This is a genomic window from Clostridium sp. AF37-5, from assembly GCF_003477605.1.
Lineage (GTDB): Bacteria > Bacillota > Clostridia > Lachnospirales > Lachnospiraceae > Eubacterium_F.
Genome location: NZ_QUDR01000001.1, coordinates 160679 through 182545 on the forward strand (window position 1 = coordinate 160679; position 21867 = coordinate 182545).

Sequence of the window (21867 nt, forward strand, 5' to 3'; positions counted from 1 at the left end):
GAAGGATAAAAACGTGAGAAAACTGATTCAAGAGATTCATAACGGGAAAAATATAAAGGAAAATTTAAAACATTATGCGGATATTGCCGTAAAAACATATGTGGATTATGGAACGCTTGAAATGACTTTTTCTGCGTATTCGCTTTTGGAAGATGAAATACAGGTGTTAGATGCGGATGAGAAGGAGAAAATGCTCTCGCAGGTAAAACAGGCGATTGGCTGTTTGGCGGATGAGTCCTGCGATTTCGCGGTACTTGGTGAAAAAATGAATCATCTGCGGGATGAAATTACGGATAAAATGGATGTTTTAACTGCGTACACGGACCGCATGATTTGTTATGAATATGTGTTAAACCGTATGGAATTAAAATATCTTTCCAAGAAAGAATTGTCAGAGAAACTGGCAGCTTTTGAGGAAGAAGAGTACATGAAAATGTTAGAAGGGTATTTGTTTGGCAGTAAAGATCAAAAGGTGGCGCTTGATAAAATTCGTTTGATTATGGGACAGATTCCGGTTCATATGACAAAGAATAAATTGTTTGAGCGGATTGGTGAAGCACTTACGTTATATCAGGATGGCGATAAATCGGCACTGGATGGCTTTTTGTATATGGTGCGTACAAGTGCGATGCTGTATGAGCCAAAGCAGGAAGAAAATCAGTTTCCAGAGATTTTAGAGGCCCTGCAAACGTTTGAACAGACCGATTTTGAGTCATTAGAGGGCGAGAAATACAATCAATTGGTATCACTTTTGGAAAAGACAGCCAAAGAAATTCATGAGATTACGGACTTTTATTATGAAGTGCAAAATGTTGTGAATGGTGTGTATGCCATGGCACTGATTCTTCCTTATCGTGAGAAAATGAGCCGGATTGAAAAAGCGGGAAGAAACGTTTGGCAGGCATTGGCACAAGGAGAGTTAAAAGAAGAACTGTTAGTGCCGTTAGAGGGCAGTATCGAGGAGTGTGTTGAAAAATCCAGTCATTTGGAATCGATTTTATATGAAATCCGCAGTTCTTATAAGAAAGAATTAATGGAAACCGGTCTTGCCGGACAGTTCCACGATTTTGTATTAGTGGCAAATCTTTTGTCAGACAGTTTGTTTATTGACTTGTCGGTATCCGGTGAGGAAGAGGAAAAAGCAGACCTTTCTTACGTGAGAAAATGCACAGATGAATTAGTAAATGAACTTTCCGAGAAGTTAAGCCGGGTGTCAAAACCGGTGAAAAAAGCGATTATGGGACTTGTCCTTGAAAAACTGCCATTGACGTTCCAAAATTCGGATGAGGTACTTGATTATATCCGTGTTAATCTGATGGGATGTCAGGATAAGGCTGAAAAATGTGTGGTACTTACGATGTTAGCAGACTTGATTCGCGAGGAGCAGGAGTGGACATGATATGATTTACTGGTATCAGAATTTATATATGGATGAAACCGTAGAAAAAAATCCGAAACGGTGCAAAAAACGGGTGGAAAAGCGGCGCCCATGGAAAAAGAGTTACGTCGTGCTTACCTTGGCGCAGAATGATAAGAATTTATTTGAGATTATGCAGACGCGCCAGTTGTTTTTTCGCCGCTACCGTCATGTGGATATGTATGTAGTGGCACTGACTTCGGATTATGATGCCGCTGTCGAAATTCTGCAGCAGATTTTAGAAAAAGGATATCGTGAGAATCCGGAATATAACCCAAGGAACGTATTTGCCAAGAAGGAGTTTTATCCGGGTAGAAAGTAACAGAGAAAAGAGGTGTGCCTATGTGGATTTTTTTATTAATACTCAAATGGATTTTCATTATACTTGGCATACTTTTAGGACTTGTTTTACTATTTACGGCTCTTGTTTTATGTGTGCCGGTGCGCTACCGGGCAGCAGGGGATAACCATGAAAAAATCCAGTATTCATTTAAGGTGAGCTGGCTTTTGTCTATTGTTGCCGTGAAAAAGAAAAAAGATTCGGAGCAGATTGTTTTCTCTGTGTTTGGTATTCCGATAAAGAGAATGGGAAATGAAAAACCGGTAAAAAAAACCGTGGTGAAATCAGAGAAAGAAAAAGAGCCGGAACCATTACAGGATAACAAAGAAGAAACAGGCGAGCCGGTTTTGGCAGCGCAGGAAGAAAAAAAGGAACAAAGAAAGGACAAGAAGAAGAAAACTTTTTCCAGGACCAAAAAAGCGAAGAAAAAGAAAAGCAAAAAAAACTTTTCATTTCAAGGGCTATCCAGTATAATGAAGTGTGTGAAACAAAACAAGAAACTTTTGAAACGGTTGTATCGGGAAATAAAAGAGTTAGTTAAGTATCTCGCACCGAAAAAGGTGAGAGGAACATTTGCATTTGGAACCGGCGACCCTTCATCGACGGGGCTTGTTACGGGGCTTATCAGTTTGTTCCCGATTGCTTATCAGGAGGGCGTTTATGTTACACCGGACTTTGAGGAAAAAAGACTGGCTGCTGATTTTCTTGTAAAGGGCAGAATGAGGGTGATTTATTTTTTACGGCTCTTTTTGAGACTGTATCAGGATAAAGAATTGAAACGAATGTGGAAACAGATTCATAGATTAAAAAAGGAGGCTTTTTAAAATGTCAGAAAATAATTTTACCAACACAGTAGAATCCCTGTTTAAGGGGATGGATGCATTTATCACAACAAAGACCGTAGTGGGAGACGCTGTGCGTTTTGACGATGGAACCATTGTACTTCCGCTTGTGGATGTGAGCTTTGGCGTTGCTGCCGGTGCATTTGCAAACGACACTGAAAAGAAAAACAACGGTGGCGGCGGTATGGGCGGTAAAATCCAGCCAAGTGCCGTGTTAGTAATTAAAGACGGAACGTCCAAACTTGTCAATGTGAAGAACCAGGACGGTATCACAAAGATTCTCGATATGGTACCGGATTTTGTTGACAAATTTGCCGGAAAGAAAAATAAAGAGCAGCCACACGATGCGGGAAAAGATGCGGAATAATCCGTAAGAATTGTGGAAATTTTAAAATTTGTAAAAAAATAAAAATTTTGCTTGCATTATAGTTGGAATTTTGCTAAAATATTCGTGTTGTCGTGTGTGAGAGATATTTTGTTTCATATAGAAGAGACATGCGAAGTTTAAGCAGAAGGAGGTGCTTTTCATGGCTAAATGTGCAGTATGTGGAAAAGGCGTACACTTTGGTAACGCTGTCAGCCACTCTCATAGAAGAAGCAATAAGATTTGGAAATCGAATTTGAAATCTGTTAGAGTAAAGGTGAACGGTGGTACAAAGAAAATGTATGTTTGTACTTCATGCCTTCGTTCTGGTAAAGTGGAAAGAGCGTAGTTGCGGTTTACCCGTACATCATAAAAAAAGAACACATTCTTATACTAGAGTAGGAGAATGTGTTCTTTTTTTAGTCACAGCTTGTGAAGAGATTATAGCCAAGGACAAGACAGGCAATAATAATCAGGATGGCAAGCAGACTGTGCCGCATGAAAAGCATGATGCACATACCGATGCCAATCCAAAACAGAATAAATCCGATTAAGCGTTTCATAAAAGATACCCGCATAGATGTCTTTGTTACTATTCTATGCAGAAAATGGGAAAAGTTTCGCAGTATGTGGATTTGCTTTTTTTTATAGAATAGTGTAAAATAAAAATAATTATGCAGTTATCCGTTAGGGGATACCAGATTGGAGGTTACTATGAAAGGTCAGATGGATACCGAAATGGGCAAAATCTTTGTAGATGAGGATGTATTGGCTAAGTATGCCGGTTCCGCAGCGGTAGAGTGTTTTGGCGTTGTTGGTATGGCATCCGTAAACGTACGCGATGGCTTTGTAAAGTTGTTGAAAAAGGACAACTTGCGTCATGGCGTGAATGTTAGTGTGGCGGATGGCAAGCTGATGATTGAACTTCATATTATTGTGGCATACGAAGTAAGTATTCTTGCGGTTGCACAAAACCTTGTTGATAATGTGAAGTATAAGGTAGAAGAGTATACCGGCATGGAAGTTGGAAAAATTACCGTATGCGTTGAAGGCGTACGCGTGATTAACTAATTTGCCTGTTAAATTGGAGGAGAAAACTGTGATTATAAAAACGATGGATGCCTCTTTTGTAAGAAAGTGTTTTCTTGCCGGGGCAAATGCAATCGATGCAAAGAAGGAAGTAATAAACGATTTGAATGTGTTCCCTGTACCGGATGGTGATACAGGAACCAATATGACGATGACTATTATGTCTGCGGCAAAAGAAGTAGCAGCGTTAGAAAATCCGGATATGAAATCGCTTGGTAAAGCAATTTCCGGTGGCTCTTTACGTGGTGCAAGAGGAAACTCAGGTGTTATTTTGTCGCAATTACTCCGTGGATTCACGAAAGAAGTGTCAAAGGTTGATGAAGTGGATGTCGATGTTTTGACAAAAGCCTTTGAACGTGCTGTAGAATCTGCGTATAAAGCAGTGATGAAACCAAAAGAAGGAACGATTCTTACAGTTGCCCGCGGTGGTGCAGATAAAGCAATTGAGTTAAATGGGCGCACGGATAACATTGCAGAGTTTATGAACAGCGTAATTATGCATATGCGTGATGTGTTAGAACAGACGCCGGAACTTTTGCCGGTGTTAAAAGAGGCCGGTGTTGTGGATTCCGGTGGAGAGGGTCTTGTTACCGTGTTGGAAGGTGCATATACCGCGTTGATTGGCAAGGAAGTGAAAATCGATGTGGAACCGGCTGCCACTCCTGTTAAGAAACCAAGCATGGGAGCAGATGCCGGCGTTGTTGCTGAGGCGGATATTAAATTTGGCTACTGCACCGAGTTTATCATTATGCTTGAAAAGCCATTTGGAAGGAAAGAAGAAATGGAATTTAAGGCATTTTTGGAATCCATTGGTGATTCGATTGTCTGTGTTGCCGATGAGGAAATTGTTAAAATTCATGTGCACACAAACGACCCGGGTCTTGCGATTCAGAAAGCGCTTACCTATGGTTCTCTGACACGCATGAAAATTGATAATATGCGCGAAGAACATCACGAGCGTGTCATCAAAAATGCCAGCGAGATGGCAAAACAGCAGAAACAAGAAGAAAAGAAAGTGGAATTTAAAGAAAATGGTTTTATCAGTGTTTCGGTCGGAGATGGACTTACGGATTTGTTCCATGAACTTGGTGTGGATGAAGTGATTGAAGGCGGTCAGACGATGAATCCGAGTACTGAGGATATTCTTGGTGCGATTGAGAAAATTCCTGCGAAAAACATCTATATTCTGCCAAATAACGGTAATATTATTTTGGCGGCACAGCAGGCAAAGGATTTGACAAAGGATAAGGCGGTTCACGTAATTCCAACGAAAAATATTCCGCAGGGAATTGCAGCAATGATTAACTTTGTGGAAGGATTTACACCGGAGCAGAATGAAGAGGCGATGACAGAAGCACTATCCGAGGTGAAATCCGGACAGGTCACTTATGCGGTAAGAGATACTGTAATTGACGGGAAGGAAATTAAAGCCGGCAATATCATGGGATTGAGCGATAAGACGATTGAGATAGTTGGCACCGATGTAGTGGATACGACAATTGATTTATTAAAAAAGATGATGGATGAAGAATCGGAACTCATTACCATTTATTATGGTGAAGAGGGAACCAAAGAAGATGCAGAAAAAATCGCAAAAGCCATTGAGGGGATTGATGACGAGATGGAAGTCGAGATTCAGTATGGCGGACAGCCGATTTATTACTACTTTGTATCCGTAGAGTAGTGAAATTATAAATACAGATGGAGGATGAATAATGAATATTGTATGTTTGGACTTAGAGGGCGTACTGGTACCTGAAATTTGGATTGCTTTTGCAAAAGCAAGTGGAATCCCGGAGTTAAAAAGAACGACGAGAGACGAACCGGATTATGATAAACTGATGAATTGGCGTCTCGGTATTTTGAAAGAGCATGGACTTGGACTGAAAGAAATTCAGGAAACGATTGCTACGATTGACCCGATTCCGGGAGCAAAAGAATTTCTGGATGAACTGCGCAAAACGACACAGGTTATTATCATCAGTGATACATTTACTCAGTTTGCGGCTCCGCTTATGGAAAAACTGGGATGGCCTACCATTTTCTGCAATTCTCTGGAAGTAGCAGAAAACGGTGAGATTACCGGATTTAAGATGCGAATTGAAAATTCCAAATATACAACAGTGAAAGCACTGCAGTCGATTGGTTATGAAACGATTGCCAGCGGTGACAGCTATAATGATTTGGGAATGATTCAGGCAAGTAAGGCAGGTTTCTTATTTAAGAGTACTGAGCAGATTAAGAAGGATCATCCGGAACTTCCTGCTTTTGAAGAGTATGATGAGTTACTTGCTGCCATAAAAAAAGCATTATAATCAATAGAAAGTGTGACAAAAATGTCAAAACAAATTGGACGTAATGAGCCATGCTGGTGTGGCAGCGGACGCAAATATAAGGTCTGTCACGCCGGTTTTGATGCAAAGATTGAATCTTATCGTGAGAAAGGACACATTGTGCCGCCTCACCACATCATCAAAACACCGGCTCAGATTGAACAAATAAAGGAAAGTTGTAAAATTAACATTGCTATTTTGGATTATCTGGAAGAGCATATTTATGAGGGGATGAATACCAAAGAAATTGATCAAATTGTGTATGATATGACAACCAAAAGAGGCGGAATCCCGGCACCTTTAAATTATGAAGGATTTCCGTATAGTGTCTGTACTTCGGTAAATGACCAGGTATGTCATGGTTTTCCGTCAGAAGATGTCATATTAAAATCGGGCGATATTGTGAATGTCGATTGTTCGACAATCTTAAATGGATATTTTTCAGATTCTTCCCGTATGTTTTGCATCGGTGAGGTGTCACCGGAGAAAAAACGTCTTGTACAGGTAACAAGAGAGTGTGTGAAGAAAGGATTAGAACAGGTCAAGCCATGGGGATTCCTTGGTGATATGGGTCAGGCGGTGCATGATCATGCAGCGGCAAACGGCTACACGGTGGTCCGTGAAATTGGCGGACACGGTGTCGGGCTTGAGTTCCATGAGGAGCCATGGGTTGGTTATCATTCCAAACGAGGCGAAGAGATGCTGTTAGTGCCTGGTATGATATTTACGATTGAGCCTATGGTAAATATGGGAAAAGAAGATATTATAACCGATTCACAAAATGGCTGGGAAGTTTATACAAAAGATCATATGCCATCGGCACAGTGGGAAATTATGGTGCTTGTGACAGAGGAAGGAAATGAGGTATTGTGTTGGTAGTTTACTGATTTCTTAGGAAATCAAGGAAAAGGGAGGTTTTACTATGTTAATTGGGGAAACAGAACAAAAACGAAGTGTTCATTTTTTTGCTATAATGTTAGCACTGAGTTTGTGTATGCATACGGCATTGTGTATTTTCTTTTATTGTATTGGTGTAACAATTTTATACGTGTTTAATATTGCAAGTGTTGTGATCTATTTATTGTTGCTTTTTTTGGTTTCTCGTGTGAAGCATATGGAGAGATGGATGCTGGTACCATTTGCCGAAGTGCTTGTACATGTACTTTTGTGTAACCTGTGCTTAGGCTGGGGATATGGCTTTTCTTTATACGGCTTTATGCTTATTCCGGTTATTTACTACATTGCGTGTATTCATATGAAGAGCCGAATCGGTGTGGTCACGTCAAGTGTGCTTGGTATTTTTGATTTGCTTGTGATTGTTCTCTCGGCATCGTCAGCCGGAGAAATTAATAAATTACCGGGTATGTCAAACCATGAGATGCTTGTTATTTTTGCAATTAATGTAGCTATCTGTACCATTTTTCTAATGGCTTATTCTGCGTACTTTGTTGTTGCAATACGCAGTGCGACAAATGTGTTGGAGGAGCGGAATGATGAACTTGATTTTATGGTTCATTACGATGCACTCACAAATATGAGAAATCGCCAGAATATGGATGAAATATTTGAGGAATACGAGTGTTATGAAAAAGATTATTGTGTGGTGCAGATGGATTTGGATAATTTCAAACAGACAAACCGTACGTACGGTCATTCCTGCGGAGATGAACTTTTGATTAATCTTTCTTATCTAATCCGCCAGGCAGTGAGAAACCGTGGTGAAGTGTGCCGCTGGGGCGGTGATGAAGTGTTACTGCTTCTGAAGATGGATAAAAAAAGCGGGTACCGATTAACGGAAAAAATTCGCAAAGAAATTGCGGACTATGTACTTACTTACCAGCGTCAGCGTGTGTCAGTTACGGCAACGTTTGGATTTGTATACTGCGATGAAAAACAGACAATGAAAGAGCGGATTGCACTTGCAGATTCGCGTTTGAATCAGGGGAAGGAAAAGGGGAAAAATCAGGTCGTGAACTAAAAATGAATTAGTTTTACGAAAAGAAAGGAATCAATACGATGAATGAGTTTCTTGATATTTTCATGGAAGCAGGAGTGGATACATTAAAACTTATCCCATTTCTTTTTCTTACCTATATTTTAATGGAGTGGCTCGAACACCGCACCGGAAGCCATACACAGGCGGCGATTTTGCGCGCCGGAAAAGCAGGACCGGTATTTGGTGGAATTTTAGGTATTGTGCCACAGTGTGGCTTTTCGGCAGCAGCATCAAATCTGTATTCCGGTGGTTTGATTACGGCGGGCGCTTTGGTGGCTGTCTTTTTGTCTACTTCTGACGAAATGCTTCCGATTTTTATTTCTGAGGCAGTACCTGCATGGACAATCATTAAGATTTTGGCGGTTAAAATGGTAATGGGAATCCTTTTTGGCTTCCTTTTGGACTTTTTGTATCACAGTATCTGGGGCAGAAAAATGAGATACCGGAACATCCATACAATGTGTGAGAGTGAACACTGTAAATGTGATGATGAGGGGATTTTTTTCTCGGCGCTGCGTCACACAATTCACATTACCATTTTTTTGTTTTTGGTAACACTTGTTCTGGAAGCTGTTATTGATGGTGTGGGTGAAGATGCTTTAGCCGGATTTCTTATGGACCGTCCGGTTCTCGGCGAGATTTTGGCGGGGGCAATTGGCATGGTTCCAAACTGTGCGTCGTCCGTAGTCATTACTCAGCTCTATTTACAGAAAGTCATTGGCGCCGGCCCGATGATGGCAGGATTATTTACCAATGCCGGTGTCGGCGCACTTGTTTTGTGCCGCATGAACCGCAAACACGTAAAACAAAACGTCGGTATTTTGTGTTATTTATATGTGGCGGGGGTTGTTGGAGGAATTTTGATTGATTTGCTTGGAATCAATTTTTAATACTTGTTATTAGAGTTTTTAACTGTGGATAAGATAGTGGTAATGTTATTGAAGTTCGTTGTTAGAAAAATCAGACCGGGTTTCAACCTGAGGGACGTTGAAATCCGGTCTGATTTTTCTAATAAAGCAACAATTAAAACATTTCCATATCGTGTTTACTTGACATAAAGCCCCATCTTGCTTTATACTAGGAGATTATGAGGGGAAGTTTACCCTTTTATGAAACGAAATGGAGATGAGAGAGAGAATGAACTACCATATTGCAGTGATTCCCGGAGACGGAATCGGACCTGAAATTGTGGCAGAAGCTAAAAAGGTATTGAATAAAGTGGCAGATACATATGGGCACACATTTGAATACGAAGAATTGTTGATGGGCGGCTGTTCCATTGACGCATACGGCGAGCCTTTGACAGATGAAACCTTAGAGCGTGCAAGAAAAAGTGATTCGATTTTGCTTGGTGCGGTCGGTGGACGAGTCGGAGTGGACAGCTGGTATGAATTGCCACCGGAAAAAAGACCGGAAGCAGGTCTTTTGAAAATTCGTAAGGGACTTGGCTTATTCTGCAACCTTCGTCCGGCAATTCTGTTTGAAGAATTGAGCGGCGCTTGTCCGTTGAAGGAAGAAATTGTAGAAGGTGGTTTTGATTTTATCTTTGCCCGTGAGTTGACGGGTGGTCTTTACTTCGGTGAACGCTATACCAAAGAAATTGATGGCGTGCGCACCGCAGTGGACACTTTAAAATATGATGAAAATGAGATTCGCAGAATTGCCATTCAGGCGTTTGAGATTGCGATGAAGAGAAATAAAAAAGTCTGCAGTGTTGATAAAGCAAACGTATTGGATTCTTCCAGACTTTGGAGCAAAGTCGTCGAGGAAGTCAGCAAGGATTATCCGGAAGTGACATTGACAAATATGCTGGTTGACAACTGTGCAATGCAGATTGTAAGAGATCCAAAACAGTTTGATGTCATTTTGACAGAGAATATGTTTGGCGATATTTTGTCGGATGAGGCAAGTATGGTAACCGGTTCTTTAGGAATGCTTTCTTCTGCAAGTTTAGGTGAGGGAACCTTTGGTATGTATGAGCCAAGTCACGGGTCAGCACCGGATATCGCAGGACAAAATAAGGCAAATCCGATTGCGACGATTTTATCGGCAGCTATGTTACTACGTTATTCCTTTGGACTTTCCAAAGAAGCAGATGCGGTTGAAAATGCCGTCAAGACTGTACTCAAAAAAGGAATGCGTACGATTGATATTATGGATGAAGGTAAGACTCTGCTTGGTACAAAAGAAATGGGCGATGCCATTGCTGCAGAGATTGAATAGGAGGACGACAAGATGAAAAGTGATTCAGTAAAAAAAGGAATGCAGACAGCACCACAGCGTTCTTTGTTTAATGCGCTTGGTTTGACAAAAGAAGAGCTGGAAAAGCCGCTTGTAGCTATTGTCAGCTCTTATAATGAAATTGTTCCGGGTCATATGAATCTGGATAAAATTGTAGAGGCAGCAAAACTTGGTGTCGCTATGGCAGGTGGTACACCAATTGTATTCCCGGCAATTGCCGTTTGTGATGGTATTGCGATGGGACATGTGGGAATGAAATATTCTTTGGTAACCCGTGACTTGATTGCGGATTCAACCGAGTGTATGGCACTTGCACATGCTTTTGATGCGATGGTAATGGTGCCAAACTGTGATAAAAACGTACCGGGTCTTTTGATGGCTGCGGCACGTGTGAATATTCCAACCGTATTTGTCAGCGGTGGTCCAATGTTAGCCGGCCATGTGCAGGGACAGAGAACTTCTCTTTCAAGTATGTTTGAGGCAGTTGGTGCTCATGCGGCAGGCAAAATGACCGAAGAGCAGGTGGATGATTATGTCAGCCATGCCTGCCCGACTTGTGGTTCTTGCTCCGGTATGTATACAGCAAACTCCATGAACTGTCTGACCGAGGCAATTGGTATGGGACTTCAGGGCAATGGTACAATTCCGGCTGTATATTCCGACCGAATCAAACTGGCAAAACATGCCGGTATGCAGGTTATGGAAATGTATAAGAAAAATATCCGTCCACGTGACATTATGTGTGAGAAAGCATTTTTAAATGCGATGACAGTTGATATGGCACTTGGATGTTCGACCAATACGATGCTTCATCTGCCGGCAATTGCTCATGAAGCAGGCGTAAAACTGAATCTTGATATTGCCAATGAAATTAGTGCAAAGACACCTAACCTTTGTCATCTGGCACCGGCAGGGCACACCTATATGGAACAGTTGAATGAGGCAGGCGGTGTTTATGCGGTAATGAATGAGCTGAATAAGAAGGGGCTTCTTTATACAGACCTTATGACTGTGACCGGAAAGACAGTAGGTGAGAACATTGAACATGTAGTAAACCGTAATCCGGAAGTGATTCGTCCAATTGATAATCCATACAGTGAAACTGGTGGCATCGCCGTTTTGAAAGGTAACTTGGCACCGGATTCCGGCGTTGTAAAACGTTCTGCCGTAGTACCGGAAATGATGGTTCATGAAGGTCCGGCGCGTGTCTTTGACTGCGAGGAAGATGCAATTGCTGCTATCAAGGGCGGTAAAATTGTTGCAGGAGATGTTGTTGTTATCCGCTATGAGGGACCAAAGGGTGGTCCGGGTATGAGAGAGATGCTCAATCCAACTTCTGCAATTGCCGGTATGGGACTTGGCTCTTCCGTTGCTTTGATTACGGATGGACGTTTCTCAGGAGCTTCCCGTGGTGCTTCGATTGGACATGTTTCACCGGAAGCAGCGGTTGGTGGTCCGATTGCTCTTGTAGAAGAAGGAGACATCATTAAGATTAACATTCCGGAAAATACTTTGATGGTAGATGTTTCAGATGAAGAGATGGAGAAGAGACGCAAAAACTGGCAGCCACGAGAGCCGAAAGTGACAAGCGGTTACTTACGTCGTTATGCCAATATGGTAACAAGTGGCAGCACAGGAGCAATTTTGAAATAATACGATGCGTGTGAGAATAGGGAAACAGACGAAAAGAAAGAGGTGCAAGGTATGCAAATAAATGGGTCACAGATTATGATTGAATGTCTGCTTGAGCAGGGCGTAGATACCATCTTTGGTTATCCGGGAGGTTCTATTTTAAACGTGTACGATGAATTATATCGTTATCAGGATAGAATCCGTCACGTGCTTACCTCTCATGAGCAGGGAGCTTCCCATGCGGCAGACGGTTATGCCAGAGCAACAGGAAAAGTTGGCGTGTGTATGGCAACGAGCGGACCGGGAGCAACGAACTTAGTTACCGGTATTGCAACGGCATATATGGATTCTGTACCGATGGTTGCGATTACCTGTAATGTTACACTTCCGATGCTTGGAAAAGATTCCTTCCAGGAGGTTGATATTGCCGGTGTCACAATGCCGATTACGAAACATAGTTTTATTGTAAAAGATGTAAAGGATTTGGCTGCGGTTATGCGCCGTGCCTTTAAGATTGCACAGACCGGTCGTCCGGGTCCTGTTTTGGTGGATGTAACAAAGGATGTAACGGCTGCAGTGACCGATTTTACACCACAGACACCGGAATTGATTCAGAGACAGGTTGACACGATTGATGAAAAAGATATCGAAAGTGTAGTCAATGCAATTAAAAAATCGCAGAGACCAATGATTTTTGTCGGCGGTGGTGCCGTAATTTCCGGCGCAGAGAAAGAATTAAAAGAATTTGTCTATAAGGTAGACGCTCCGGTAACGGATACTTTGATGGGAAAAGGTGCATTTGACGGCACAGACCCATATTATACAGGAATGCTTGGTATGCATGGTACAAAGACAGCAAACTTAAGTGTAACCGAATGTGACTTATTGATTGTATTAGGTGCCAGATTTTCAGACCGTGTTACGGGAAATGCAAAGAAATTTGCAAACCGTGCAGAAATTGTTCATATTGATATTGATCCGGCTGAAATTAATAAAAATATTCCGGTGGATTATTCCATTATCGGTGATTTAAAGGCAGTTTTGGAAATCTTAAACCGCAAATTGGAGCAGCACTATCATAAGGCTTGGGTTGATAAGGTTATGGCGAGAAAAGAAGCTTTGCCGCTTTCTTATCACACGGATGCTCTTACAGGACCTTATGTGATTGAGCGAATCAGTGAACTTACCGATAACGAAGCTATTATTACGACTGATGTCGGCCAGCACCAGATGTGGGCGGCACAGTATTATAAATACCGCTCTCCGAGACATTTTATTACGTCCGGCGGAATGGGTACGATGGGATATGGTCTTGGTGCCTGTATCGGTGCGAAAGTCGGAGTGCCTGACACACCGGTTATTAACATCGCAGGAGACGGATGTTTCCGCATGAACATGAATGAGATTGCGACAGCAACAAGATATAATATTCCGATTATTGAAGTAGTATTTAATAACCATGCACTTGGCATGGTAAGACAGTGGCAGACCTTGTTTTATGGTAAGAGATATTCTCAGACCATTTTGGAAGATAAAGTAGACTATTGCAAAGTATCAGAAGCAATGGGTGCAAAAGCAATCCGTGTAACGAAAAAAGAGGAGATTGACGATGCGATTAAGACTGCATTGTCAGCAGAGGTACCGGTTGTGATTGAAGTCGTAATCAACCAGGATGACAAGGTATGGCCAATGGTTGCTCCGGGAGCAGCGATTGAAGATTCTTTTGATGAGAAAGATCAGGAGAATCGCATTCAGAATTAATTAACAGTTATGTAAGGAGGATATAACAGTGGCTAGAGTGTATAACTTTTCAGCAGGACCGGCCGTATTGCCGGAAGAGGTATTAAAAGAGGCAGCAGATGAGATGCTTGATTATCAGGGAACAGGAATGTCCGTTATGGAGATGAGCCATCGTTCCGCAGCATATGATAAAATTATCAAAGATGCTGAGCAGGATTTGAGAGATTTGATGGAAATTCCGGACAATTACAAAGTATTGTTCCTTCAGGGCGGCGCTTCCCAGCAGTTTGCCATGATTCCGATGAATCTTATGAAAAACGGCGTGGCTGATTACATCGTAACCGGCCAGTGGGCAAAGAAAGCTTATAATGAGGCTTGCAAATATGGAAAAGCAGTTAAAATTGCTTCTTCTGAGGATGAGACATTTTCCTATATTCCGGATTGTTCCGACCTTCCGATTGATGAGGATGCAGATTATGTTTATATTTGTGAGAACAATACCATTTATGGTACAAAATATAAAACACTGCCAAATACCAAAGGAAAGACATTGGTAGCAGATGTGTCTTCCTGCTTTTTGTCAGAACCTGTAGATGTCAGCAAATACGGCGTTATCTACGGTGGTGTTCAGAAGAACATCGGACCTGCCGGTGTTGTTATTGTAATTATCCGTGAGGATTTGATTCCGGATGAAGTGGATGAGAAAGTTCCTACGATGCTTCAGTACAAGATTCATGCCGATGCACAGTCTCTTTACAATACACCGCCTGCTTACGGTATTTACATTTGCGGCAAAGTATTTAAATGGATTAAGAAAATGGGCGGCTTGAAAGAGATGCAGAAGAGAAACATCGAAAAAGCAAAAGTTTTGTATGATTTCTTAGATTCTTCCAAACTGTTCAAAGGAACCGTACGCAAAGAAGACCGTTCTTTGATGAATGTACCATTTGTAACAGGAGATAAAGATTTGGATGCAAAATTTGTTGCAGAAGCAAAAGCAGCTGGATTTGAAAACTTGAAAGGACACCGTACCGTTGGTGGTATGCGTGCCAGCATTTACAATGCAATGCCAAAAGAGGGTGTTGAGAAATTGGTTGAGTTTATGAAGAAGTTTGAGGAGGAGAATGCATAATGAGTATCAAAGTAAACTGCTTAAATCCGATTGCAGCCTGCGGTCTGGATATGTTGGGAGATAACTACGAGATTACGGAAAATACAAATGAAGCAGAAGCCATTTTGGTTCGCAGTGCCGGTATGCACGACATGGATTTACCGAAATCTTTGTTAGCCGTTGCCCGTGCAGGTGCCGGTGTAAATAACATTCCGCTTGATGCATGCGCAGAAAAAGGTATTGTTGTCTTTAATACACCGGGTGCAAATGCAAATGGTGTAAAAGAGTTAGTGATTGCTTCCCTTTTATTGGCTGCCCGTGATATCACAGGTGGTATCAAATGGTGTCAGGATAACAAAGACGATGAGAATATTGCAAAATCCGGAGAAAAAGCAAAGAAAGCATTCGCCGGAACAGAAATTAAAGGCAAGAAATTGGGCATTATCGGTCTTGGTGCAATTGGTGTATTAGTTGCCAATGCGGCAAACCGTCTCGGTATGGATGTTTACGGATGTGATCCTTATTTGTCCGTTGAGCATGCACTTAACATGTCCCGCGATGTAACGATGGTAAAAACAAATGAGGAATTGTATGAGATGTGTGATTACCTTACCGTACATGTTCCGCTTTTGGATTCCACCAAGGGAATGTTTAACAAAGAGGCATTTGACAAGATGAAAGACGGTGTTGTTCTTCTTAACTTCTCCCGTGATACACTGGTGAACGAAGACGACATCAAAGTGGCACTGGAGTCCGGTAAAGTAGCAAAATACGTTGTTGATTTCCCAAATCCGACAACAGTAAAGCTGCCAAATACAACCGTAACACCTCATCTTGGTGCTTCTACACAGGAGTCTGAGGACAACTGTGCGAAAATGGCAGTCAGTGAGATTCGCGATTTCATGGAAAATGGTAACATCAAAAATTCTGTGAACTATCCAAACTGCGACGCCGGTGTATGCCAGACAGCAGGACGTATCACGATTGCTCATAAGAATGTACCGAATATGTTGAGCCAGTTTACGACATTGTTCTCCAAAGATGGTGTCAATATCGAAAACATGGTAAATAAGAGCCGTGGAAACTTTGCGTATACAATTCTTGATATCTGCTCTGATTCGACCGATGAAGTGGTAAAAGAATTAGAGGCACTTGACGGTGTTATCCGCGTTCGTGTGATTAAATAAAAAGTGCTGGAAATATCAAAAACAGTGCATGACATATCATGGAAATATCTCCTTCTATTTGCTACAATTTAAGCAGATAAAAAAGAAGGAGGTATTTTTTATGTTACAGAAAAAAACAAAAAGAGTTCTTTCGCTTGCAACAGCACTTGCTCTTGTTTGTACAGGAATATCACTTCCTGACAGCAATGTAGCAAAGGCGGCAAAAAAGGCAAAACTCAAAACAAAGAAAATATCATTAAAAGTAGGAAAGAAAAAGAAAATTGCAATTTCCGGAAAAGTAAAGAAAGCAAAGTACACGTTTAAGAGTAGTAAAAAAGCAGTTGCTTCGGTTAGTAAATCCGGTGTTGTAACAGCAAAGAAAAAGGGTAATGCGGTAATTACGGTAAAAGAGAAAAAGAAGAAAAAGACAAAGGTAATTGGAAAGGTGAAAGTGACGGTTAAAGCAGTGAAAGCTGTTACACCTTCAAAGCCACAGACAAAACCAAATACGGCAGTATCGTCGCCGTCGCCGTCGCCGTCGCAGGCGACAAATGCTACGCCAACGGCTACACCTTTAAAACCGACGGCTACACCGACAAGTGTACCAACGCCAACGCCGGACCCAAATATTTTTAAAATGGAAGGTGACCAAGTGAAACCAACGGATGCAGATACAAGAGCTACTTATACACTAAACAGTGATGGCAGTGTAACAGTAGAGGCAGGATGGAAATATTATGCAATAGCTTTTGAGAGTCCATTAAACCTTAATAAAGTTAAAAGTATTACGATTGAGGGAAGTGCATCAGCAGGCTTTCGCTTGAGCTTTGGAAATAAAGATGGCGAGTACTTTATTGACCATAACAATCTGGACAGCTGGGTATATCCAAATGAATTCAGTGACAAGATTACGATTGATTTGACAGAACAAAATCCGTCAGGAAAAGCAGACTGGTTATTCCTTGGAACAAAACAGAATGATGAAGTTACTTTTAATATTAAATCTATTTCATTTAAATTAGGAGCAGAAAACTTGGAAAATGTAAACACAGACGGCTTGACTGAAGCGATAAAAGAAGTAGGAAATAATAACCCGATTGCGGCGCAGCGATTTATGGCGGATCCGTATGCAATTGAATATAATGGACGCGTTTATGTATATGGTACAAATGACAGCCAGTCCATGAGAATTGGTGAAGATGGCAAGATTCCAAATAACAATTATTCCAATATCAATACGTTAAACTGTTATTCTTCTGCTGATATGGTAAACTGGCGTGATGAGGGTATTATTCAGGTGGCAGGAAAGAAAGGTCCGGCAACTTGGTCAAAGAATAGCTGGGCACCTGCGGTATGCTATAAAAACATTGACGGCAAAGACAAGTTCTTTATTTACTTTGCTGACAACGGAAGCGGAATTGGTGTGTTGGAGGGAGATAGCCCGACTGGTCCATGGCGTGACCCAATTGGCAAGCAGTTAATCAGTAGAAATACTCCAAACTGCGGCGGAAGTGAAGTGCCATGGTTATTTGACCCGGCTGTATTTGTCGATGATGATGGACAGGGATATTTGTATTTTGGTGGAATTGGTGAAGCAACTGACCGTGAACATCCAAAATGTATTCGTGTCGTAAAACTTGGAGATGACATGATAAGTCTTAAAGAGGATCCGGTTGTTATCGATGCACCGGCACCATTTGAGGATTCCGGAATTAATAAATTTAACGGTAAATATTATTATAGCTATTGTACAAACTGGGATGGTGCCAAGAAACGGCCGACGACAAATGAACTTGGTATAGCGAATATTGCTTACATGGTTTCGGATTCACCGATGGGACCATGGTCCGAGGCAAAGGTTGTTTTGAAAAACCCAACATCTTATTTTACCGGTTTGCCAAGTAATGATAAAAATAATAATCACCACTGCATGCTTCAAGTAGGAGATAAAATTTATATGTTCTATCATTCACAGAAGCTGGCAGCCGATTTGGGAATTACACAGGGGTATCGTACTACTGGTGTGGATTTAGTTACCATGGATGAAAATGGTGATTTGACTTCTTCTATGACAAATGAGGGAGTGTCTCAGGTTGGAAGTTTTAACCCATATGATGTAGTGGAAGCAGAGACTTTTGCATGGTCAGATGGAACATCAACGATTGTTGGACCTGAGAAAAATGATGGAAGAAATAATCGTGTTCTTTCTTCCATTGACAAAGGTGATTATGTTGGATTAGAAGGTGTTGATTTTGGCAGTGATGGTGCAAAATCAGTAATGATGAGCATTGCCAGTGCAACAAATGATGCAGCAGAGGGAACAATCTCTGTTTATATTGACAAAATTGCAAGTAACAAAAAAGTTGGTGAAATCACAGTAAATGCGAATAAGGATTATCAGTATTTTAAGACCAAACTTACTAAAACCGTAATAGGAAAGCATAAAGTTTTCTTTAAGTTTAGTGTAAAGGGTATTTTAGTGGATACTTGGATGTTCTCGAAAGAGGAAGAGCCACAGGAACCGTAAAATAGAAGCATAGATATTTTTATAAACTGCGAGTTGGAAAAAGAGAACGTTTTCAATTCGCAGTTTTTCTTTGCCGAAAAGGGTTAGTTGTGATATAGTATTAGTAATCAAATACAAAAGGGAAATATAGCGTTAGGAGAGGATGATTGGTATGAAAGAGAGAAAAAATGTTTTTGCGAAAGAAACAGTCACCGTTTGCGATAAATGTTCCGGACATATGATGTATAAGGGCGGTGGCTGTTATGTCTGCGAGTCCTGTGGGGAAGAGTACCTCACAGATTTTGGAAAGGTGAAGCGTTTTATTAACACATATGGTCCGAGCAATGCAATTACGATTTCGAGAGAGACCGGTGTGAGCCGGCATAAAATACAGGAATTTCTGCGGGACGGGCGAGTGGAAGTCGTGGAGGATCCAACGAATAAGGTTGCTTTCTGCTTATCCTGTGGTGTGCCAATCCGAAGTGGCAAATACTGTAATCTCTGCCAGAGCCGCATGGCAGGAAAAGCATCCGGTGAAAAAGGTGTTTATAATGCGGTGGCAGACGGTGCTATTGACAAGCAGAAAGGTCAGATGAGATTTAAATAAGATAAAGGATGAGAACACGATGAAGATGACTTATGATGAGGCGAGACAGTATATTAAAGAGGCGTCAAAAGCCGGTATACGTCCGGGACTTTCCTGCATGCGGGAATTATGCAGGCGTTTGGGGAATCCGCAGGATGACTTGAAGATTATCCACATTGCAGGAACCAATGGAAAAGGTTCTACGGCGGCGTATTTAAGCAGTATTTTTGGAGTAAACGGCTATCTGACCGGACGTTATGTATCGCCAACGGTATTTTGTTATGAGGAATGTATTCAGTATGAAGATATGGATGGTGTCCACTACATTGATAAGGATTTGCTTACGGAGCTGATTGGCGAAGTGGCTGAGGCAGCAGAGGCGATGGTGAAAGATGGGTGGCAGCATCCGACCACATTTGAATTGGAGACGGCAGTCTCCTTTTTGGCGTTTTGCAGATGGCAGTGCCGGGTGGTTATTTTAGAGGCCGGTATGGGGGGGCGTGAGGATGCCACAAATGTGGTTTCTCATGTGCTTGCCTCGGTTATTACGCCGGTTGGTCTTGACCATATGGCGTGGTTAGGTGATACGATTGCAGAAATTGCCGGAGAGAAAGCCGGTATCATCAAAGCAAAAGGAAAGGTCATCAGTTTTCAGACAGAACCTGCAGCAAGGGCTGTGATTACTTCTGTGTGCCAGAAAAAGCAGGCAGAATTAACGGAAGTGTCAGAAGAGGATATGAGCCTTCTTTCGATGGATGAAAATGGATGTGTCTTTTCCTACTGTGGAGAAAATTACCGCACCGGAATGACCGGTATTTATCAGATGAAAAATGCCAGTTTGGCAATTGGCGTCTGCAGGAGTCTCAAAGAAGAATTTCCACTCGAGCCGGAGCGGATTATGGTAGGTGTAAAAGAGGCGTACTGGCGCGGACGGCTGGAGCGGGTATGTACAGACCCGTTGATTTATGTGGATGGTGCTCACAACGAAAGCGGAGCAAGAGCATTAGCTGATTCATTAAAAGAGTTATTAAAGGGCAGAAAGATACATGGCGTGATGGGTGTCTTTCGTGATAAGGAATATGAAAAAATTGTTTCGATTATGAGTCCGCTCTTAACCGATATCGTAGCGGTGCCTGCACCGGGGACAAGGGGTCTGCCTGCAGCCGATTTAAAGGCGGTATGGGAGAGAGAAAAGGATGTGCCGGCAGAATCCGCAGACTCTGTGGAAAAGGGCTTAAAAAAGGCAATTATAAAGTGTGAGAGCGGGGATGCTATTGTGATGTTTGGCTCATTATCCCTATTAGGAGAACTCCGCTGGAAGAACTAGCAGTAAATTAGAAAAGAGATGGAAATTATGGCAAAAAAAGAAAAAGAAGTAAAAACGAATGCGATGCGTATTTTGGAAAAACTTAAAATACCGTTTGAGGTAAAGACATATGAGTGCGATGAGTTTGTGGATGGCATGCACATTGCGGACCGATTAGGACAGCCGTATGCACAGTCGTTTAAGACGCTTGTTATGCAGGGAAAAAGCAAAGAATATTATGTCTTTGTTCTGCCGGTAGACAAAGAGGTCGATTTAAAAAAGGCGGCACATGTTGTCGGGGAAAAATCGCTTGCGATGGTTCACGTTAAAGACATTCAGGCAGTTACCGGTTATATCAGGGGCGGCTGTACATCCATTGGCATGAAAAAGAAATATCGTACCGTTATTCATGAATCTGCGAAAGAATGGGATACAGTAATTGTCAGTGGGGGAAGACTTGGTTCCCAGATTCTTCTTTCACCGGATGATTTGGTGAAGGCAGTGGACGGTGAAATGGCAGATATTGTTTTTCATGAGAACAAGTAAAAATATTGGCTGCTGCCCTTGTTAAAAGACGGTTTCGTGTGGTACAATGGGAAAGGTTATGGAGTGAATGGCAAGGAGATTGAGAGGTGCCGGTTATGGATCATAAGAAAATAGAAAAGGCAGTACAGTTATTTTTGGAAGGCATTGGCGAAGATTGTACGAGAGAGGGGTTAGCAGAGACACCAAAGCGGATTGCAAACATGTGTGAGCAGTTATTTGGCGGCTATGAACAGGATGCAGAAAAACATTTGTCACGTACATTTCATGCGGATACCGGAAACATGGTAGTGGAAAAAGATATTACATTTTATTCGGTGTGTGAACATCATTTTCTTCCTTTTTATGGCAAAGTCCATATTGGGTATATACCGGATGGTAAAGTAGTCGGACTTAGTAAGTTGGCAAGAACGGTAGAAGTATTTGCCAGACGTGCCCAAATACAGGAACAGCTGACGGAGCAGATTGCAGATGCCGTTATGCAGTCGCTGCAGCCAAAAGGCGTTATGGTTATGATTGAGGCAGAGCATATGTGTATGACGATGCGCGGGGTGCAAAAGCCCGGTACACAGACAATGACGTATGCGTTAAAAGGAGAATTTGAAAAAGATAAAAACCTGGCACAGATGTTTATGCAGATGATTGCCGGATAGAG

The 21867-nt window shown here is 41.8% G+C and carries 22 protein-coding genes; 21 read left to right on the top strand and 1 reads right to left on the bottom strand.

Going from position 1 to position 21867, the window contains the following annotated elements; translation table 11 throughout:
* The first annotated feature begins 13 nt into the window (after positions 1-13).
* The 5 genes from DW019_RS00690 (at position 14) to rpmB (ending at position 3312) form a co-directional block, all read left to right on the top strand.
* Entirely contained in the window at positions 14-1399 is a 1386-nt protein-coding gene (locus DW019_RS00690) for a hypothetical protein (protein WP_118442175.1), read from the top strand.
* Between the two features lies 1 nt (position 1400).
* Positions 1401-1739, top strand: coding sequence for a hypothetical protein (locus tag DW019_RS00695; RefSeq protein WP_117477682.1), 339 nt, complete (start codon positions 1401-1403; stop codon positions 1737-1739).
* Positions 1740-1759: 20 nt separating this feature from the next.
* The gene (locus DW019_RS00700; protein WP_118442176.1) at positions 1760-2581 is read left to right on the top strand and encodes a DUF2953 domain-containing protein; all 822 of its coding nucleotides are present in this window, start codon (positions 1760-1762) and stop codon (positions 2579-2581) included.
* A 1-nt stretch (position 2582) separates the two neighbouring features.
* A complete protein-coding gene (locus DW019_RS00705) occupies positions 2583-2966 on the top strand; it encodes a GerW family sporulation protein (RefSeq protein WP_022378065.1) in 384 nt (127 codons plus the stop codon).
* Positions 2967-3126: 160 nt separating this feature from the next.
* Positions 3127-3312 (top strand): 50S ribosomal protein L28, encoded by a 186-nt coding sequence (rpmB, locus tag DW019_RS00710; RefSeq protein WP_022056941.1) that lies wholly within the window; start codon positions 3127-3129, stop codon positions 3310-3312.
* 70 nt (positions 3313-3382) lie between these two features.
* On the opposite strand, the gene DW019_RS14855 is transcribed toward rpmB, so the two are convergent.
* A complete protein-coding gene (locus tag DW019_RS14855; protein ID WP_181974888.1) occupies positions 3383-3526 on the bottom strand; it encodes a hypothetical protein in 144 nt (47 codons plus the stop codon).
* 151 nt (positions 3527-3677) lie between these two features.
* Between DW019_RS14855 and DW019_RS00715 the strand changes: the two genes are divergently transcribed.
* The 16 genes from DW019_RS00715 (at position 3678) to folE (ending at position 21865) form a co-directional block, all read left to right on the top strand.
* Positions 3678-4034 carry an Asp23/Gls24 family envelope stress response protein gene (locus tag DW019_RS00715; RefSeq protein ID WP_022378063.1) on the top strand — a complete coding sequence of 119 codons (357 nt, stop codon included), beginning with the start codon at positions 3678-3680 and terminating at the stop codon, positions 4032-4034.
* A 28-nt stretch (positions 4035-4062) separates the two neighbouring features.
* Positions 4063-5736: a DAK2 domain-containing protein gene (locus tag DW019_RS00720; RefSeq protein WP_022378062.1), complete on the top strand. Its 1674-nt coding sequence runs from the start codon at positions 4063-4065 to the stop codon at positions 5734-5736.
* A 31-nt stretch (positions 5737-5767) separates the two neighbouring features.
* Positions 5768-6367, top strand: a complete 600-nt coding sequence (thrH, locus tag DW019_RS00725; protein ID WP_022378061.1) for a bifunctional phosphoserine phosphatase/homoserine phosphotransferase ThrH — start codon at positions 5768-5770, stop codon at positions 6365-6367.
* A 21-nt stretch (positions 6368-6388) separates the two neighbouring features.
* Positions 6389-7264: a methionyl aminopeptidase gene (locus DW019_RS00730; RefSeq protein WP_117477684.1), complete on the top strand. Its 876-nt coding sequence runs from the start codon at positions 6389-6391 to the stop codon at positions 7262-7264.
* A gap of 43 nt (positions 7265-7307) precedes the next feature.
* Positions 7308-8363, top strand: a complete 1056-nt coding sequence (locus DW019_RS00735) for a GGDEF domain-containing protein (protein WP_118442177.1) — start codon at positions 7308-7310, stop codon at positions 8361-8363.
* A 38-nt stretch (positions 8364-8401) separates the two neighbouring features.
* Positions 8402-9271, top strand: coding sequence for a putative manganese transporter (locus tag DW019_RS00740; protein WP_117477686.1), 870 nt, complete (start codon positions 8402-8404; stop codon positions 9269-9271).
* 247 nt (positions 9272-9518) lie between these two features.
* Entirely contained in the window at positions 9519-10604 is a 1086-nt protein-coding gene (gene leuB, locus DW019_RS00745) for a 3-isopropylmalate dehydrogenase (protein ID WP_022378057.1), read from the top strand.
* A gap of 12 nt (positions 10605-10616) precedes the next feature.
* Positions 10617-12275 carry a dihydroxy-acid dehydratase gene (gene ilvD / locus DW019_RS00750; protein WP_022378056.1) on the top strand — a complete coding sequence of 553 codons (1659 nt, stop codon included), beginning with the start codon at positions 10617-10619 and terminating at the stop codon, positions 12273-12275.
* A gap of 51 nt (positions 12276-12326) precedes the next feature.
* Positions 12327-14015, top strand: a complete 1689-nt coding sequence (ilvB, locus tag DW019_RS00755) for a biosynthetic-type acetolactate synthase large subunit (RefSeq protein WP_022378055.1) — start codon at positions 12327-12329, stop codon at positions 14013-14015.
* Positions 14016-14043: 28 nt separating this feature from the next.
* Complete coding sequence (serC, locus tag DW019_RS00760) at positions 14044-15126, top strand: 3-phosphoserine/phosphohydroxythreonine transaminase (RefSeq protein WP_117477689.1); 1083 nt, start codon at positions 14044-14046, stop codon at positions 15124-15126.
* Positions 15126-16292 (top strand): phosphoglycerate dehydrogenase, encoded by a 1167-nt coding sequence (locus tag DW019_RS00765; protein ID WP_022378053.1) that lies wholly within the window; start codon positions 15126-15128, stop codon positions 16290-16292. Before serC ends, DW019_RS00765 begins: the two co-directional genes overlap by 1 nt.
* A 100-nt stretch (positions 16293-16392) precedes the next feature.
* Positions 16393-18798: a glycoside hydrolase family 43 protein gene (locus DW019_RS00770; protein WP_182430991.1), complete on the top strand. Its 2406-nt coding sequence runs from the start codon at positions 16393-16395 to the stop codon at positions 18796-18798.
* Positions 18799-18949: 151 nt separating this feature from the next.
* Positions 18950-19384, top strand: coding sequence for a hypothetical protein (locus DW019_RS00775; protein WP_117477692.1), 435 nt, complete (start codon positions 18950-18952; stop codon positions 19382-19384).
* Between the two features lie 19 nt (positions 19385-19403).
* Positions 19404-20690 carry a folylpolyglutamate synthase/dihydrofolate synthase family protein gene (locus tag DW019_RS00780; protein ID WP_118442179.1) on the top strand — a complete coding sequence of 429 codons (1287 nt, stop codon included), beginning with the start codon at positions 19404-19406 and terminating at the stop codon, positions 20688-20690.
* A gap of 27 nt (positions 20691-20717) precedes the next feature.
* A complete protein-coding gene (gene ybaK, locus DW019_RS00785) occupies positions 20718-21215 on the top strand; it encodes a Cys-tRNA(Pro) deacylase (RefSeq protein WP_117477694.1) in 498 nt (165 codons plus the stop codon).
* Positions 21216-21310: 95 nt separating this feature from the next.
* Positions 21311-21865 (top strand): GTP cyclohydrolase I FolE, encoded by a 555-nt coding sequence (folE, locus tag DW019_RS00790; RefSeq protein WP_022378048.1) that lies wholly within the window; start codon positions 21311-21313, stop codon positions 21863-21865.
* The last annotated feature ends 2 nt before the right edge of the window (positions 21866-21867 follow it).